A 13997-nucleotide genomic window follows, 5' to 3' on the forward strand; every position below is an offset into this window, starting at 1 on the left:
CCGTTGCGCAGTTCCCCGCGCCCCTTAAAGGGGCGCGGGGAACTGCGCAGGAGCGCGCAGCGCGACAGGGGGTCTGGGGCACAGCCCCAGGGACGGGACGGGAAAGGGCGGCGGGGGCGACAAAAAACCAACCCCCTACCCCTGCTGCTGCGACCGCGCCTTGAACGCCGCCTTCCGCGCCTCCTTCGCCACCTTCTTGTCCGGATGCAGCCTCCCCATCGCCTCCAGCACATCCGGCGTGGCAGGGTGATCCACCCGCCAGGCAGCCGCGAAGAACGACCCGTGCTGCGCGGCGAGCCCCTCCACCAGCGCCCGCAGCTCCTCGGAGTTCCCCTCCGCCGCCAGCTGCGCGGCGATCGTGTCGACGGTCAGCCAGAACACCATCTCCTCGGACGGCGCGGGCACGTCCGCCACCCCCCGCTCGGCGAGCCAGACCCGCGCGAGCCCGCCCAGTTCGGCGTCGTCGAGGACCTCGCGCAGCGCGGGCGCGGCCTCCGGGCCGACCAGGGACAGCGCCTGCTGGCACCGCAGCCGCCGCAGCGGCGCCCCCGCGTCGGCCCCGCGCGCGGCGGCGAGCAACTCCCGCGCGGCGGCCAGGGGTTCGCGCCGGGCGAGCCACTGCTCGGTCTCCGCCTGCGCGGCCGTCGGCGGGAAGGTGGACGTGGAGTCGAGCAGCACGTCGGCCCCCTTGTCCGCGAGGTCGCCCACCGCGGGCGCCACGAACCCGGCCTCCAGGAGCCGCGCCCTGATGCCGTACACGCCGAGCGGCGTGAGCCGCACCATCCCGTACCGGGTGACGTCCGTGTCGTCCACGGGTCCGGCGGCACCGGCCGGCTCCTCGTCGGCGTCGGCCATCAGCGCCTCGTCGACGGGCTGGAAGTCGACGAGCCCGACCGGTTCCAGCACCCGGAACTGGTCGTCGAGCCGCATCATCGCGTCCGACACCTGCTCCAGGACGTCGTCGGTGGGCTGCCCCATGTCGTCCGGCACGATCATCGAGGCGGCGAGGGCGGGCAGCGGCACCGGCCCCTCGTCGGGCCCTTCGGCGCGGGCGGTCAGCAGGTAGAGGTTGCCGAGCACGCCGTCGAGGAACTCGGCCTCCGCCTCGGGGTCCCAGTCCAGGGCGGAGAAGTCGACCGTGCCGCCCTCGTCCATGGCGTCCACGAGGTCCTCCAGGTCGGGCACGCTCGCGTCGGCCAGGACCGTCTCCAGGGCGCCCAGCCACAGGGCCAGCACGTCCTGGGGCGCGCCGGACAGGACGAGCCCCAGGTCGGCGCCCGCGGTGACGGTGCCCTCCTCCTCGTCCACGACCTCGACCAGCCCGGTGTCGACCGCCACCCGCCACGCCTCGCTCGCGCAGGCCGCGGCGTCGTCGCCGTCGAGCCCCAGCTGCGCGGCGGCGGCCGGCAGCTGCTCGTCGACGAGTTCGCCGCCCGCCCCGACCCGGGTCTCCGGACCGGCCCAGCGGGCGAGCCGCACGGCACGCGAGAGGAGCGGCGTGGCGAGGGCGTCCCGCGCGAGCTCCGCTTCGGAGTGCAGCCGCACCGGCGGCAGGGGGGAGCTGTCTGACATCGGCTGGTTCTCCTAGGACGAGCGGTCGGACGTACATCTCGGCCGCCCGTGCCCGTCCGGGCGCACGACGCGGCGCCACGGTGCTGCGGAACCGCGGGGCCGCCCGGCAGGAGGCACTCCAGCCCGCCGTCCCCGGCCGCCCCGGACATGCGGTCTCAGCCTAGACGGATTTGGACGCATGCCGCCCGGTTCATGAACCTGTCAGAAGTATTCAGCCAGGAAACCTTGACAAGTGCCGCGGCCCGGTACGAGATTGACGCGCGTAGATCCACCCTCGTTCCGGCGCCCACGCACGTCCCCGGAGGGATTTCCTTGCCGAGCAAGTCTTCCGCGCGCCTCGCCGCGCTCACCGTCGCCGCCGTCTGTTCCACGGTCTCCTCGGTGGTGCTCACCTCGCCCGCCCACGCGGCTGCCGTGGCCGTCCACGACATCCAGGGCTCCACCCGGACGTCCCCGCTCGTGGGGCAGCAGGTCACCGATGTGGCCGGCGTCGTCACGGGCGTACGGACCTACGGTTCGTCCCGCGGTTTCTGGATCCAGGGGCCGTCCGCGGACGGCGACCCGGCCACCAGTGAGGGCGTCTTCGTCTTCACCAGCTCGACGCCGAAGGTCGCCGTCGGCGACGCGGTCACCGTCTCGGGCACGGTCACGGAGTTCGTGCCGGGCGGCGTCTCGTCCGGCAACCAGTCGGTCACCCAGATCTCCCGGCCGGCGGTGACGGTGGTGTCGAGCGGCAACGCGCTGCCCCGGGCCACGGTCGTCGACAGCCGTTCCGTGCCCGACGCGTACGCGCCCGAGGGCGACGCCGCCGCGGGCGGCTCGGTCAACGGCCTCACCCTGCGGCCGAAGAAGTACGCCCTCGACCTGTACGAGTCCCTGGAGGGCATGAACGTCGCGATCGGCTCGTCGCGCGTGGTCACCGCGACCGACCCGTTCTCCGAGCTGTGGGTCACGGTCAAGCCGCACGAGAACGCGAACCGCCGCGGCGGCACCGTCTACGGCGCCTACACCGCGCAGAACACCGGCCGGCTGCAGATACAGTCGCTGATCCCCACCGCCACGCAGCCGTTCCCGGCGGCGAACGTCGGCGACACCCTCAAGGGCACCACCGAGGGCCCCCTCGACTACAGCCAGTTCGGCGGCTACACGCTGACGGCCCGCACCCTGGGCACGGTCGAGTCCGGCGGCCTGGAGCGCGAGACCACTCGCAGGCAGGCGCGCGGCGAGCTCGCGGTCGCCACGTACAACGTCGAGAACCTCGACCCGGCGGACACCACGTTCGCCGACCACGCGGCCGCGATCGTGGACCACCTGCAGTCGCCCGACATCGTGTCCCTGGAGGAGATCCAGGACAACAACGGCGCGGTGAACGACGGTACGGTCGCCGCCGACGTGACGCTGCGGAAGCTGACGGACGCGATCGTCGCCGCGGGCGGACCGGCCTACGCGTGGCGCTCCATCGACCCGGTGGACCTCGCGGACGGCGGCGAGCCGGGCGGCAACATCCGCCAGGCGTTCCTCTACGACCCGGCGCGGGTCTCGTTCGTGGACCGCCCGGGCGGCGACGCCACCACCGCCGTCGGCGTCACCAAGGTGCGCGGCAAGGCGCAGCTGACGGCCTCCCCGGGGCGCATCGACCCGGCGAACGCGGCCTGGACCAACAGCCGCAAGCCGCTCGCGGGCGAGTTCACCTTCCGCGGCCGGAGCGTCTTCGTGATCGCGAACCACTTCGCGTCCAAGGGCGGCGACCAGGCGCTGCACTCGCAGTTCCAGCCGCCGGCCCGCAGCTCGGAGACCCAGCGCCATCTGCAGGCGACCGCGGTGAACGCCTTCGTCAAGGACATCCTGGCCAAGCAGCGCACCGCGGACGTCGTCACGCTCGGCGACATCAACGACTTCGAGTTCTCGACGACGGCGAAGCTCCTGGAGGCGGACGGCGCGCTCTGGTCGGCGGTCAAGTCCCTGCCGAGGAGCGAGCGGTACAGCTACGACTACCAGGGCAACAGCCAGGTCCTCGACCAGATCCTGATCAGCCCGTCGATCCGCAAGGGCCGCTTCGACTACGACAGCGTGCACATCAACGCGGAGTTCTCCGACCAGATCAGCGACCACGACCCGCAGGTGCTGAGGTTCCGCCCGTGAGCGGGGCGGGGCGGCTCAGCGGGCGGGCTCGTAGGTGAGCTGTTTGACCTGACGCAGGGTGAGGGTGGTCTCGACGGTCTGCACGCCGTCGAGCACCCCGATCCGCTCGCTGAGGTAGGCGTACAGCGCCCTGGTGTCGCGGCAGATGACGGAGGCGACGACGTTGGCCTGCCCGGTGATGGCCGCGGCGAAGCCGACCTCGGGGTGGGCGGCCAGGGCGCGCCCGACGGCCGCGACCGCGGAGGGCGCCACCGTGAGCCAGAGCATGGCGTCGGTCGCGTGCCCCAGCAGGTCACGGTCGTGCTGCACGTCGAAGTAGAGGATCCCCGAGGAGCGCAGCCGGTCCAGGCGCCGCTTGACCGCCGACTCGGTCTGCCCGGTGCTCGTCTGGAGTTCGGTGAGCGGGGTGCGGCCGTCGCGCCGGAGCACGGCGAGCAGCGCCTCGTCCTCGGCGTCCAGGACGACGGGGGCGGGGGCCGGCTCGACGGGCGGCCGGGTGAGCGCGGCCTCCTCGCCGGGATCGAGGGCCTGCAGTTTGCTGAGCCAGCCGAGCGGGCCGCCGTAGTAGGAGTGCAGCAGGCAGTGCGCGCTGACCGAGATGACACGGGGCGTGCGCGGCAGCCGGCCGAAGAGCAGCTCGTCCCGTTCCTCCCCGGAGCGCGGCTTCATCGCGCAGATCACCTCGGTGCCGCCCGAGATCAGTCCGACGTACGAGGTGTCGGGCCGCCGGGCCAGCGCGCCCGCCACCTGCTCGGCCACGTCCGGGGTGCAGCGCAGCCGGACCAGCCAGCTCTGCCGGCCGAGCAGGCTATCGTCGGTCATGCCGAGCACGCGCAGTCCCGCGGTGGCGCGCAGCCGGCGGTAGCGCCGCGCGACGGTCTGGTCCGAGACCCCGAGCACCTCCGCGAAGCGGCTGAACGGCGCGCGGCCGTCCGTCTGGAGCGCCTGCAGCAGCTTCAGGTCGAGCGGGTCGAGGGGCTCGGACGCACGGGACACCACCGGATCGCTCCCGCTCCTCGCGCTGGCTGGGGGCCGTACGGCGCGCGGTGCGCACCGTGGGGATCATCGTAGCGACGGGGCTGCCGGTGCGCCGGGGCGAGCGGTGGGGCCCGGGCCCAGGAAGGTCTCCTGGGCCCGGGCCCCTCACCGGCGCCCTTCCCGTCCCCACGGAGGGCGCCCGGTAAGACGCGGGATCACCGCCGCGGGTTCATCTCACCGGCGGCCGAGTTCCGGCCGGGGCTCCGCGGCCCCGCGCGGCCGGACCACCTCGGCCCCGGCGCCCGCGTCGGCACCGGTACCGGAGCCCGCGTCGGCGCCCGCAGCGGTATCGGTACCCGCGCCGGTCACCACCGTCGTCGTCCGCCGGGGGGTGCGCAGCAGGACCGCGGCGACCGCCGCCGCGAGCAGGGTCAGGACCGCGGACACGATCAGGCACAGGTGGAGCCCGTCGAGGAAGGCCTCGGACAGCGCGCCGAGGGCACGCCCCCGGGCCGGGCCCAGGTCCATCGCGGCGACCGCGCCGAGCCCGCCCTGGTCCACGGCGGCGACGACGCTCTGCCGCTGGGCGCCCGTCAGGCCCGCCTCGGCGAGGTGCCCGGGCAGCGAGCCGGTGGCCCGGCTGGTCAGCAGCGCGCCCAGGACGGCGGGGCCGAGGGCGGCGCCGACCTGCCGGAAGGCGTTGTTCCCGGCGGCCGCCATACCGGCCAGGTGGTGCGGTACGGAGGCGACCGCGGTGGCCGTCATCGGCGTGATGACCAGCCCCATGCCCAGGCCCAGCAGCGCCAGCCGCCAGACCAGCGAGAGGTACGAGGTGTCGGCGTCCAGGGTGGTGAGGGACAGCAGGGAGACCGCGCTGAGCAGCAGGCCGCCGGTGATCAGGGTGCGGGCCGGCACCCGGTGCATGAGGCGGCCGACCGGCGCTCCCACCAGGATGGCCATCAGGCTGACCGTGACCAGCCGGGCCCCCGCCTCCAGGGTGCTGAGCTGCTGGACCATGCCGAAGTAGAGGCTGAGGGCGAAGAAGAAGCCGATCAGGCCGAGGAAGCTGATCAGGGCGATCAGGGTGGTGGCGCTGAAGGCCGCGCTGCGGAACAGCTTCAGGTCCAGCATCGGGCTGTCGCTGCGCCGCTCCACGAGGACGAAGGCGGTACCGCTCACGACGGCCGTGCCCAGGGCGACCAGCACCTTCGCGTCCGAGAAGGAGCCGGCACCGCCCTCGATGACCCCGTAGACCAGCGCGGTGACCGCCAGGGCGGCGGTGAGCTGGCCGGGCCAGTCCAGCCGGCGCGAACCGGCGGCGCGCGAGTCGGTCAGCAGCCGGGCCGCGCACACCATGGCGACGAGCGAGACGGGGATCGTCAGCAGGAAGACCCACCGCCAGGAGAAGTGCTCAAGGACGAGTCCGGCGATGAGGGGGCCGAGGGCCAGGGCCGACAGCAGGGACGTCGCCCACAGGCCGATGAACTTGCCGCGCTCGCGGGGGTCGGGCACCACGTGGCTGATCAGCGCCAGGGTCGTCGGCAGCAGCGCGGCCGCGCCCACACCGGCGAGGGCCTGGCCCGCCCAGAGGACCTCGACCGACCGGGCGGACAGGGCGGTGGCGGCTCCCGCGGCGCAGAAGGCGAGGCCCGCCTGGAAGACCTTCTTGCGGCCGTGGACGTCACCGACGACGCCCGCGGTGAGGATGAGGGCGGCCATGGGCAGGACGAACGCGTCGGACACCCAGGCCAGTTGGGCGGTCGAGGCGTGCAGCGCCCGCTGGACGGCCGGCAGGCTCACCGAGACGGTGGTGACCGGCAGGTAGGCGACGAACACGCCCACGCAGGCCATGACCAGTGTGGCGGCCCGCCGGTCCCGCGCACCGCTCGCGGTGTGCGCGGCGGTCGCGGTGGTGGTGACGTTCACGGAACTCTCCCTTGCGGCGCGCACGCCGCGGTCGTCTGTGTGCACGCCKCCTTCGTCCGCACCGCCGAAGCGGGACCAGCCAGCGGCGCGGAATCCCGGGAATCCGACACGGAGCCCTGCATCCGGCCGGATTTCCGATGCACGCACACCGGCACGAGCACCGCGCATCGCGAGCACCGCGCGCCCGGCACGGGCCCCGTCCGGCCCCGGGCACGCGAGGAGCGGCGGAGCCGGTTGCCCGGCTCCGCCGCTCCTCCCTGCCGTTCCTGCCGTTCCGGTCGTCCGCGTCGGTTCAGCGGCGGCTGCGCCTGCGCAGCAGCAGCCCGGCGACCACGACCACGGCGCCGGCGATCAGTACGGGCTTGGGGATCCGCCGGCTCGCCTGGACGGCCGAGCCCGCCGCGTCGAGCACCGGCTGGGGCAGGCGGTCCTGCGCGACCTGCTGGGCCTGGGCCGCCTTGCCCTGCACGACCTGCTGGGCCTGGGCGGCCTTGTCCTGCACGACCTGCTGGGCCACGACGGCCTTCTCCTGGACGGCGTGGCCCGCCTCGGCCGCCTTCTCCTTGAGCTCGGCGCTCTTGGCCTTCGCCTGTGCCTTCACGTCCACCTTGGCCGCCAGCTCCTCGACCGTGTCACCGAGCTGGCTGCGGGTCTCCTCGATCTGGCGCCGGAGCTCCTCGGGCCCCTCGGCCCCGGTGGCGGACCCGCCGGCGGTCGCGCCGGTCCCCGCGGCGTCGTTGATGTCCGTCATCGGTGTGCCCTTTCCTTGATCTCGTCGACGTCGGCCTTGACGCTGCCGATCGCCTTCTCCGGCATCGGCGGGGTGGCGCGGCCGAGCTGCGAACGGCCGCTCTTGGCCAGCACGGCCGCCACCACGAAGAGCACGGCGGTGACGATGAGCGCCGCCGCCCACACGGGCAGCACCAGCGAGAGGGCGGCGATGCCGGTCGCCGCCAGGCCCATCAGCCCCACGTAGGCGACGGCACCCGCCGCGCCCAGCATGCCGCCGCCGCGTCCGGCGCGCTTGCCCTTCTCCGTCAACTCCTCCTTCGCGAGCCGTATCTCCTGCCGTACGAGCTCCGAAAGCTGTTCTGTGGCCTGCCCGACCAGCTCACCCACCGAGTGCTGCTGGTCCGGCCGCCGGTCCACGATCCCGGTCATGGCGTTCCGCCTCCTTCCGTCCAGGGGAGAACGCCCGGGTACCCTGCTGCGCCGCCACTACCCCTGCCCGGACCCGCGCCCGTCCTCGTCGAGCCGTGCCAGCAGGCTCTGGAACCAGTCGAGCCGGGCCTGCAGGAGCGCGGCCTCGGCGACGAGCTCGGGCACCCCGAGCCCGTCGGGCAGCCCGGTCACCGCGGGCACCGCGCCGCCGGATCGCGCCGCGCCTCCCCCGGCCCGGACCCGCAGCCCTTCTCCGCCCAGCAGCGCGAACGTCACCGGTGACACGGCGGTGCGCCCGCGCGCGCATCCGGCGCAGGAGGCCGCCAGGCCCCGCCAGCCGGGCCTGCCCCAGCCGGCGTCGGCCAGCGCCACGGCCGCCGCCCCGCACGCGCAGGGCCCGACCTCGGCGGTGCGCACCCGCTGCCGCGCGTACCGGAACCCGCGTTCGAAGCGGATGTACGCGCCGAGGACCGTCACCTCCAGCAGGACGGCCGCCCGGTGTTCGGCGGTGCACAGCAGGGCCTGCGCCGTCGCGCGGTCGTGCACGCAGTGGAAGCCGCAGTCGCAGCGGCGGTGCGGTGCCCGGTGCCGCAGGCCGTAGACGCAGCGCGCCTCGTCGAGGACCCCGTAGGGCAGCGCGTCGCCCAGCGACACACCGGTGAACCCGGCCCGGCGGCCGTCCTGGGACAGCATCGGGTGGGCGATCTTGAATCCGGTCGGCGGCTCCGCAGGACGTTCCGCGGGGAGCCGCATCCTCATCGCGCGGACGGCGCCTCTTCGGCCGCGGGCGCCGACCGCACGGGCTCCCGCCGCACGGGCCGCGCGGCGGCCTCGGGCGCCTCGTCACCGACGGCCGCCCCGTCCGGCCGGTGCCCTTCGTCCGTCCCGTACGGCTGTTCCTCCGCCACTCCGGTGGCGAGCGCTTTGCCGAGCCTCATAACGCCTCCCGTGACCGTCCGGCACCGACTGCCGTCCTCGCCATGGTGACGCAGACCGGGGCGGGTGCCTAGAGCGCCTCCGGCCCGTATCCAGTAGCGGATCTAACGCATGACCCGTAGAAGAATTAAGTGGAGCTTCCGGGTCGACGGTCCGAGACTGCCGTCATGACACCCACGAGCACGCCCCCGTCCCCCCGCCCCTTCGGCCGCGCCCTCTGCGCGATGGTCACCCCTTTCACCGGCGAGGGCCTCCTCGACCTGGACGGCGCGCAGCGGCTCGCCGAGCGGCTGGTGTCCGAGGGCTGCGACGGGCTGGTGCTGTCCGGTACCACCGGTGAGTCCCCGACCACGACGGACGCCGAGAAGTCCGCGCTCGTACGGGCGGTCGCCGAGGCGGTCGGGGACCGCGCCGCGATCGTCGCGGGCGTCGGGACCGCCGACACCCGGCACACCGTCGAGCTGGCCCTGGCGGCGGAGAAGGCGGGCGCGGACGGCCTGCTGGTGATCGCGCCGTACTACAGCAGGCCGCCGCAGGACGCCGTCGAGGCGCACGTGCGCGCCGTCGCGGACGCCTCGGGACTGCCGCTGGTCCTGTACGACATCCCGGGCCGCACCGGCACCCGCATCGAGCCGGAGACGGTGCTGCGGCTCGCCGGGCACCCGCGGATCGTGGCGGTGAAGGACTGCGCGTACGACCTGCTCGGCACCCAGAAGGTGCTGGCCCGCACGGACCTCGCGTACTACGCGGGCTGCGACGAGTACGCGCTGGCCCTGTACGCGGTGGGCGGCGCCGGGTACATCAGCACGGTGGCGAACGTCGTGCCCGCCCATCTCCGCGCCGTCCTCGACGCGTTCGACGCGGGGGACACCGGCGGGGCGGCGCGCCGCCAGCGGCGGGCGACCGCGCTCATCGAGTCGATGATGGCGTCGGGCCTGCCCGGCGCGGTCACCGCGAAGGCCCTGCTCGGCGCCCTGGGCCTGCCCGCAGGCCCGGTCCGGGCACCGCTGCGGCCCGCCGGCCACGAGGCGACCGACGGGCTGCTGACGGAGTACGAACGGCTGACGGCGGACGAGCGGCTGACGGCCGACGCCTGACCGGTCGCCGACCACCAGCCACCGGCCCCTGCTCAGCGCCGGGCGAAGACCGGGATCCAGCGTCCGGGCGCACCGTCGTTCCCCTGCCGGAAACCGCTCAGCGGGACGGTCTTGTCGCTCCCGATCGTGACGAGCACGAGCCGGTTGCGGAACTCACTCGTACCGGGCTCGATGTCCCAGGCGATGAGCCGCTCGTTGCCGACCCAGGCGATCGGCGACTGTCCGGGCACCGTGTGGAGCCGATCGCCCGTCGAGGAATCGTTGACGGCGATGCCGCTGGACCCGTCGCCGCTCGCCGGGAGAGCGGTGGGGACCTCGCTGAACGGGATCGCCTGCCGCACGGTGTTCCGGTCCGAGGACCCGTCCTCCGACTTCCCCTCGGCCGCGCGGCTCCTCGCGGCGTCGCCGACGACGAGCCTGCCGTTCGGGGACAGCCCCGCCTCGGAGAACCGCTCCAGATACTTCTCGTCCTCGGGAACGGCGGCCTTGTCGCCCTTCAGGTCGTAGTACTGCACACGGGAGTCCAACGGGAGCTCGGACCGCACCAGCTCGCCGTCGTGGCTGAAGGCGAAGTCACGGCGGGGAGCGGCGAATGCGAACTCCTTCCCCTCGCGGCCGGCGACCTCGCGCCACGCCCCGTCGCCGGAGTCGACGTCGAGGACGTAGAAGCCGGTCCGGAACCATTTCCCGTACTGCGCGAACCAGTCGTTCCTCTTGCCGTCGTGGTCGCTGTCGTTGGGCGCCAGCTCCAGCTTGTCGGGGTTGTCGCTGTACGTCGTGGCGAGGAGCCTGTCGCCGTCCGGCGAGAACTGGATGCCCGCGACGGGGTGGTCGACGGTGATCCAGCGCTCGACCTCGCCGGTGAGGAGGTCGAGCAGCCCGATCCGCCTGGTGGGCAGCTTCTCCTCCAGGACGGCGGCCGTGCGCATCCCGGGGGCGACGGCGACGAAGGACCACTCGGGGGCCTTCACGTACTTCCCGGTGTGCTGGTCGAGGATGCGGTAGGCGCGCCGGTCGACGACCTGGCCCCCGGCCTCCTTGACAGGGCCGCGCGTGAAGTAGGCGGCCAGCGCGGTGTCCCCCGCCGCGATCAGGTCGCGCGGCGGCGACTGCTCCGGGTGGGCGATGATGTCGCTCCGGTTCATCTGGCTGGCGAGCCGCGGTGCGTCCTTCCCGTCGTACAGGACGGGCKCCCCCACGGCGACGGCGACCGCCACGGCCATGGCCGCCGCGGCTCCGGCGAGCCTGCGGCCGCGGCGGCGCCGCCGGACGGCGAGCACCCGACCGGCGAAGTCGGGCGGCGTGGCCGCGGTCCCCTCGGCCTGCTCGTGCAGGGCGTCGCGTACGAGCTGATCCATGTTCACGGGCGTGCCTCCACCGGTGAGAAGTCGCGGGACGGGCTCCGGTCGGCGTCGGGAGCGCCGAGTGCGGACAGCTCCGGCGCGAGGGTGCGCAGCCGGGCGAGCGAGCGGTGGGCCGTGGACCGTACGGTCCCGACCGAGCAGCCGAGGATGCGGGCGACGTCGGCCTCCGGCAGGTCCTCGAAGTAGCGGAGCACCAGTACGGCCCGTTGGCGGGCGGTGAGCCGCGCCAGCGCTCCGCGCATCACGATCCGCAGGTCGGTGGCGGCGGAGGCGTCGGCTCCCCCCGTCGACTCCGGCGGCTCGGCGACGGTCAGCTCCCGGCGCCGCCACTTCAGCCGCCAGCGGCTCACCTGCTGCCGGTACAGGACCTGCCGTACGTACGCCTCCGGCTCGTCGATGCGCTGCCAGCGGCCGGCCGCCTTGATCAGCGCGTTCTGCAGCAGGTCCTCGGCGGCGTGGCGGTCGCCGCCGCTGAGCAGCACGGCGGTCTTCAGCAGCGCCGACGACCGGTTCTCCACGAAGTCGCGAAACCGCTCGTGTCCTTCGGCATCCATCGTCACCTTCTCTCCCCCGGGCGGGCCCGTCCTCCCCGCCCCCACCCCTCAAGACGCCTGCACCCTCCTCCGGCTATGCCTGCCCACCGGGTTCGTTCACGTCCGGGCCCCTCAGGGGCGCGGGGAACTGCGCGATCAGCTCCCACCGGCCGGCAGTCGAAGGGACCGTGAACGCCGAGAGCGCCCTCCCGCGCGAAGCGGAAGGGCGCTCTCGGCGAAGAGATGCGGGCAGAGCCTCAGTTGTGGCTGTGGAGAACCTCGTTCAGGCCACCCCACACCGCGTTGTTCGGCCGCGCCTCCACCTTCCCGGTCACCGAGTTCCGCCGGAACAGGATGTTGGACGCCCCGGACAGCTCCCGCGCCTTCACGATCTGCCCGTCGGGCATCGTCACCCGCGTCCCCGCCGTGACGTACAGCCCGGCCTCGACCACGCACTCGTCGCCGAGGGCGATCCCGACCCCCGCCTCGGCCCCGATCAGGCACCGCTCGCCGATGGTGATGCGGACGTTGCCGCCGCCCGACAGCGTGCCCATGGTGGACGCGCCGCCGCCGATGTCCGAGCCGTCCCCGACCACGACACCGGCCGAGATGCGTCCCTCGACCATCGACGTACCGAGCGTGCCGGCGTTGAAGTTCACGAAGCCCTCGTGCATGACGGTCGTGCCCGAGGCGAGGTGCGCGCCGAGGCGCACCCGGTCGGCGTCGGCGATCCGGACACCCTTGGGGGCCACGTAGTCCGTCATGCGCGGGAACTTGTCGATCGAGGTCACCGCGAGGTGCAGCCCCTCGGCGCGCGCGTTCAGCCGGACCTTCTCCACGTCGTCGACGGCGACCGGACCGAGCGAGGTCCAGGCCACGTTGGCGAGGTGGGCGAAGAGGCCGTCGAGGTTCTGCCCGTGCGGCCGCACCAGCCGGTGCGAGAGCAGGTGCAGCCGCAGGTACGCGTCGTGCGCGTCGACCGGCTTCTCGTCGAGCGAGGCGATGACCGTGCGGACCGCGACGACCTCGACACCGCGGCGGGCGTCCGGTCCGACCGCCTGCACGGCGCCCTCGCCGAGCAGCTCCGCCGCGCGTTCGGCGGACAGCCGCTCCGAGCCGGAGGGGCCCGGCTCGGCGACCAGTTCGGGGGCCGGGAACCAGGTGTCGAGGACGGTGCCGTCGGCGGCGATCGTGGCGAGCCCGGCGGCCACGGCGCCGGTGGTGCGAGGAGCAGTCGTGTCGGTCATGAGGGCAACCTAACCGCCCGGGCCCCGTACGGGCCAACCGACGCCGGGCACGTCTCGGACTCCGGTCCGGGCACCGTGCCCGGCGCCCCCRCCGGCGGGCCGTCAGTGCGCCCCGCCCATGTTCAGCACCACGACCCCGCCGATGATCAGCGCGATGCCGGCGAACTTGGTGACGGTCAGCCCCTCCCCCAGGAACACCACCCCGATCGCCGCGATGGCCGCCGTGCCCAGCCCCGCCCAGATCGCGTACGCCGTGCCGACCGCCACCGTCTTGAGGGTCTGCGCGAGCAGCGTGAAGGCGACGAGGTAGCCGAGGGCGGTCAGCACCGAGGGCCACAGCCGGCTGAACCCGTCGCTGTACTTCATGGCGGTCGTGGCGGCCACCTCCGCGGCGATGGCTCCGGCTAGCAGCACGTATCCCATGCGCACGACCGTACCCAGAAGCCGGACGTATCACGTCAACTCACCTGCGTATGAAGCGGGTTCAACGGAATCACATACAGGAACGGCTGTTCGGCGCACACGGGTTCCACTAATGTTCCTCACGTCGCGCACACGGGCCTCCCGGCCCGGACCGGCCCGTGTGCCCGCGACCCACGCCTCCTCTTGCCCCACCCGACGACCGAACCGCGTCCGCCCCCGGCGACGCCGGGGGGAACAGCGCATGCCGGAAAGAACGACCGAGTCCGCTCCCGAACCGCCGGTCCACCTGCCGAAGGTGTGGGAGACCGGTGAGGCCTCGGGAGAGGCCCGCATCCCCGGGACGCGCAGGCTCTGGCTGGCCGGGGCCCTGCTGCTGGCGGTCCTCGCCTCCGCCGTGACGGCGGTGGCCGTGCTGGAGGGGGACCGGGACGACTCGGCGCTGGACTGGACGGAGAACACCTCCGCGTCGGACGAACCGCTCGTGCCGGCCCCGCCCACGGTGGCCACGGCGCCCCGCGGCAAGAGCGGTCTGGCCTCCGCCGGCCCCTCGGGCACCACCGCGGCGCCCCCCGCCCCGCAAGGGGGCGCGGACGCCGACTTCGACGCCGGGGGCCGCGG

Annotated in this window: 13 protein-coding genes and 1 pseudogene; 3 read left to right on the forward strand and 11 right to left on the reverse strand. The window is 74.0% G+C overall.

The window, feature by feature from the left end:
- Nucleotides 1-135: 135 nt before the first annotated feature.
- Nucleotides 136-1572, reverse strand: coding sequence for a hypothetical protein (locus tag FGF04_RS21995; protein WP_149513021.1), 1437 nt, complete (start codon nt 1570-1572; stop codon nt 136-138).
- Between the two features lie 312 nt (nt 1573-1884).
- On the opposite strand from FGF04_RS21995, the gene FGF04_RS22000 reads away from it, so the two are divergent.
- On the forward strand, nt 1885-3714 hold the full coding sequence (locus FGF04_RS22000; protein WP_149513022.1) for an endonuclease/exonuclease/phosphatase family protein: 1830 nt from the start codon (nt 1885-1887) through the stop codon (nt 3712-3714).
- Between the two features lie 15 nt (nt 3715-3729).
- Here the strand turns inward: FGF04_RS22000 and FGF04_RS22005 are convergent, their stop codons facing one another.
- From FGF04_RS22005 to FGF04_RS22030, 6 genes are all read right to left on the reverse strand, one after another.
- Nucleotides 3730-4710 carry an Lrp/AsnC family transcriptional regulator gene (locus FGF04_RS22005; RefSeq protein WP_149513023.1) on the reverse strand — a complete coding sequence of 327 codons (981 nt, stop codon included), beginning with the start codon at nt 4708-4710 and terminating at the stop codon, nt 3730-3732.
- 216 nt (nt 4711-4926) lie between these two features.
- Nucleotides 4927-6543 (reverse strand): MFS transporter, encoded by a 1617-nt coding sequence (locus FGF04_RS22010; protein ID WP_188114236.1) that lies wholly within the window; start codon nt 6541-6543, stop codon nt 4927-4929.
- A 367-nt stretch (nt 6544-6910) separates the two neighbouring features.
- The gene (locus FGF04_RS22015) at nt 6911-7369 is read right to left on the reverse strand and encodes a DUF3618 domain-containing protein (RefSeq protein ID WP_149513024.1); all 459 of its coding nucleotides are present in this window, start codon (nt 7367-7369) and stop codon (nt 6911-6913) included.
- Nucleotides 7366-7779 (reverse strand): phage holin family protein, encoded by a 414-nt coding sequence (locus FGF04_RS22020; protein ID WP_149513025.1) that lies wholly within the window; start codon nt 7777-7779, stop codon nt 7366-7368. Before FGF04_RS22020 ends, FGF04_RS22015 begins: the two co-directional genes overlap by 4 nt.
- Before the next feature lie 57 nt (nt 7780-7836).
- Nucleotides 7837-8538: a hypothetical protein gene (locus FGF04_RS22025; RefSeq protein WP_149513026.1), complete on the reverse strand. Its 702-nt coding sequence runs from the start codon at nt 8536-8538 to the stop codon at nt 7837-7839.
- Complete coding sequence (locus FGF04_RS22030) at nt 8535-8717, reverse strand: hypothetical protein (RefSeq protein ID WP_149513027.1); 183 nt, start codon at nt 8715-8717, stop codon at nt 8535-8537. The genes FGF04_RS22025 and FGF04_RS22030 overlap by 4 nt, the downstream gene beginning before the upstream one ends.
- Before the next feature lie 165 nt (nt 8718-8882).
- Here FGF04_RS22030 and dapA point away from each other — a divergent pair, with 165 nt between their 5' ends.
- Entirely contained in the window at nt 8883-9812 is a 930-nt protein-coding gene (dapA, locus tag FGF04_RS22035; protein WP_149513028.1) for a 4-hydroxy-tetrahydrodipicolinate synthase, read from the forward strand.
- Nucleotides 9813-9844: 32 nt separating this feature from the next.
- Here the strand turns inward: dapA and FGF04_RS22040 are convergent, their stop codons facing one another.
- The 4 genes from FGF04_RS22040 to FGF04_RS22055 all read right to left on the reverse strand — a co-directional run bounded on the left by FGF04_RS22040 (nt 9845) and on the right by FGF04_RS22055 (nt 13379).
- Nucleotides 9845-11170, reverse strand: coding sequence for a WD40 repeat domain-containing protein (locus FGF04_RS22040; protein ID WP_408055662.1), 1326 nt, complete (start codon nt 11168-11170; stop codon nt 9845-9847).
- Between the two features lie 2 nt (nt 11171-11172).
- Nucleotides 11173-11730, reverse strand: coding sequence for a SigE family RNA polymerase sigma factor (locus tag FGF04_RS22045; RefSeq protein ID WP_149513771.1), 558 nt, complete (start codon nt 11728-11730; stop codon nt 11173-11175).
- Between the two features lie 236 nt (nt 11731-11966).
- Nucleotides 11967-12956, reverse strand: a complete 990-nt coding sequence (dapD, locus tag FGF04_RS22050) for a 2,3,4,5-tetrahydropyridine-2,6-dicarboxylate N-succinyltransferase (protein WP_149513030.1) — start codon at nt 12954-12956, stop codon at nt 11967-11969.
- A 102-nt stretch (nt 12957-13058) separates the two neighbouring features.
- Entirely contained in the window at nt 13059-13379 is a 321-nt protein-coding gene (locus FGF04_RS22055) for a DMT family transporter (protein ID WP_149513031.1), read from the reverse strand.
- Nucleotides 13380-13620: 241 nt separating this feature from the next.
- On the opposite strand from FGF04_RS22055, the pseudogene FGF04_RS40135 reads away from it, so the two are divergent.
- Nucleotides 13621-13997 (forward strand): annotated as a pseudogene (locus FGF04_RS40135) (hypothetical protein); the annotation flags it as partial.

The sequence above is a fragment of the Streptomyces apricus genome, from assembly GCF_008369065.1.
In the GTDB taxonomy this organism is placed as follows: Bacteria; Actinomycetota; Actinomycetes; order Streptomycetales; family Streptomycetaceae; genus Streptomyces; species Streptomyces apricus.

Coding starts and splice junctions, on each gene's coding strand:
- FGF04_RS22015 (WP_149513024.1), bottom strand. CDS start 7,369: ATGACGGACATCAACGACGCCGCGGGGACCGGCGCGACCGCCGGCGGG.
- FGF04_RS22030 (WP_149513027.1), bottom strand. CDS start 8,717: ATGAGGCTCGGCAAAGCGCTCGCCACCGGAGTGGCGGAGGAACAGCCG.
- FGF04_RS22025 (WP_149513026.1), bottom strand. CDS start 8,538: ATGAGGATGCGGCTCCCCGCGGAACGTCCTGCGGAGCCGCCGACCGGA.
- FGF04_RS22045 (WP_149513771.1), bottom strand. CDS start 11,730: ATGGATGCCGAAGGACACGAGCGGTTTCGCGACTTCGTGGAGAACCGG.
- dapA (WP_149513028.1), top strand. CDS start 8,883: ATGACACCCACGAGCACGCCCCCGTCCCCCCGCCCCTTCGGCCGCGCC.
- FGF04_RS22010 (WP_188114236.1), bottom strand. CDS start 6,543: ATGGCCTGCGTGGGCGTGTTCGTCGCCTACCTGCCGGTCACCACCGTC.
- FGF04_RS22055 (WP_149513031.1), bottom strand. CDS start 13,379: ATGGGATACGTGCTGCTAGCCGGAGCCATCGCCGCGGAGGTGGCCGCC.
- FGF04_RS21995 (WP_149513021.1), bottom strand. CDS start 1,572: ATGTCAGACAGCTCCCCCCTGCCGCCGGTGCGGCTGCACTCCGAAGCG.
- FGF04_RS22020 (WP_149513025.1), bottom strand. CDS start 7,779: ATGACCGGGATCGTGGACCGGCGGCCGGACCAGCAGCACTCGGTGGGT.
- dapD (WP_149513030.1), bottom strand. CDS start 12,956: ATGACCGACACGACTGCTCCTCGCACCACCGGCGCCGTGGCCGCCGGG.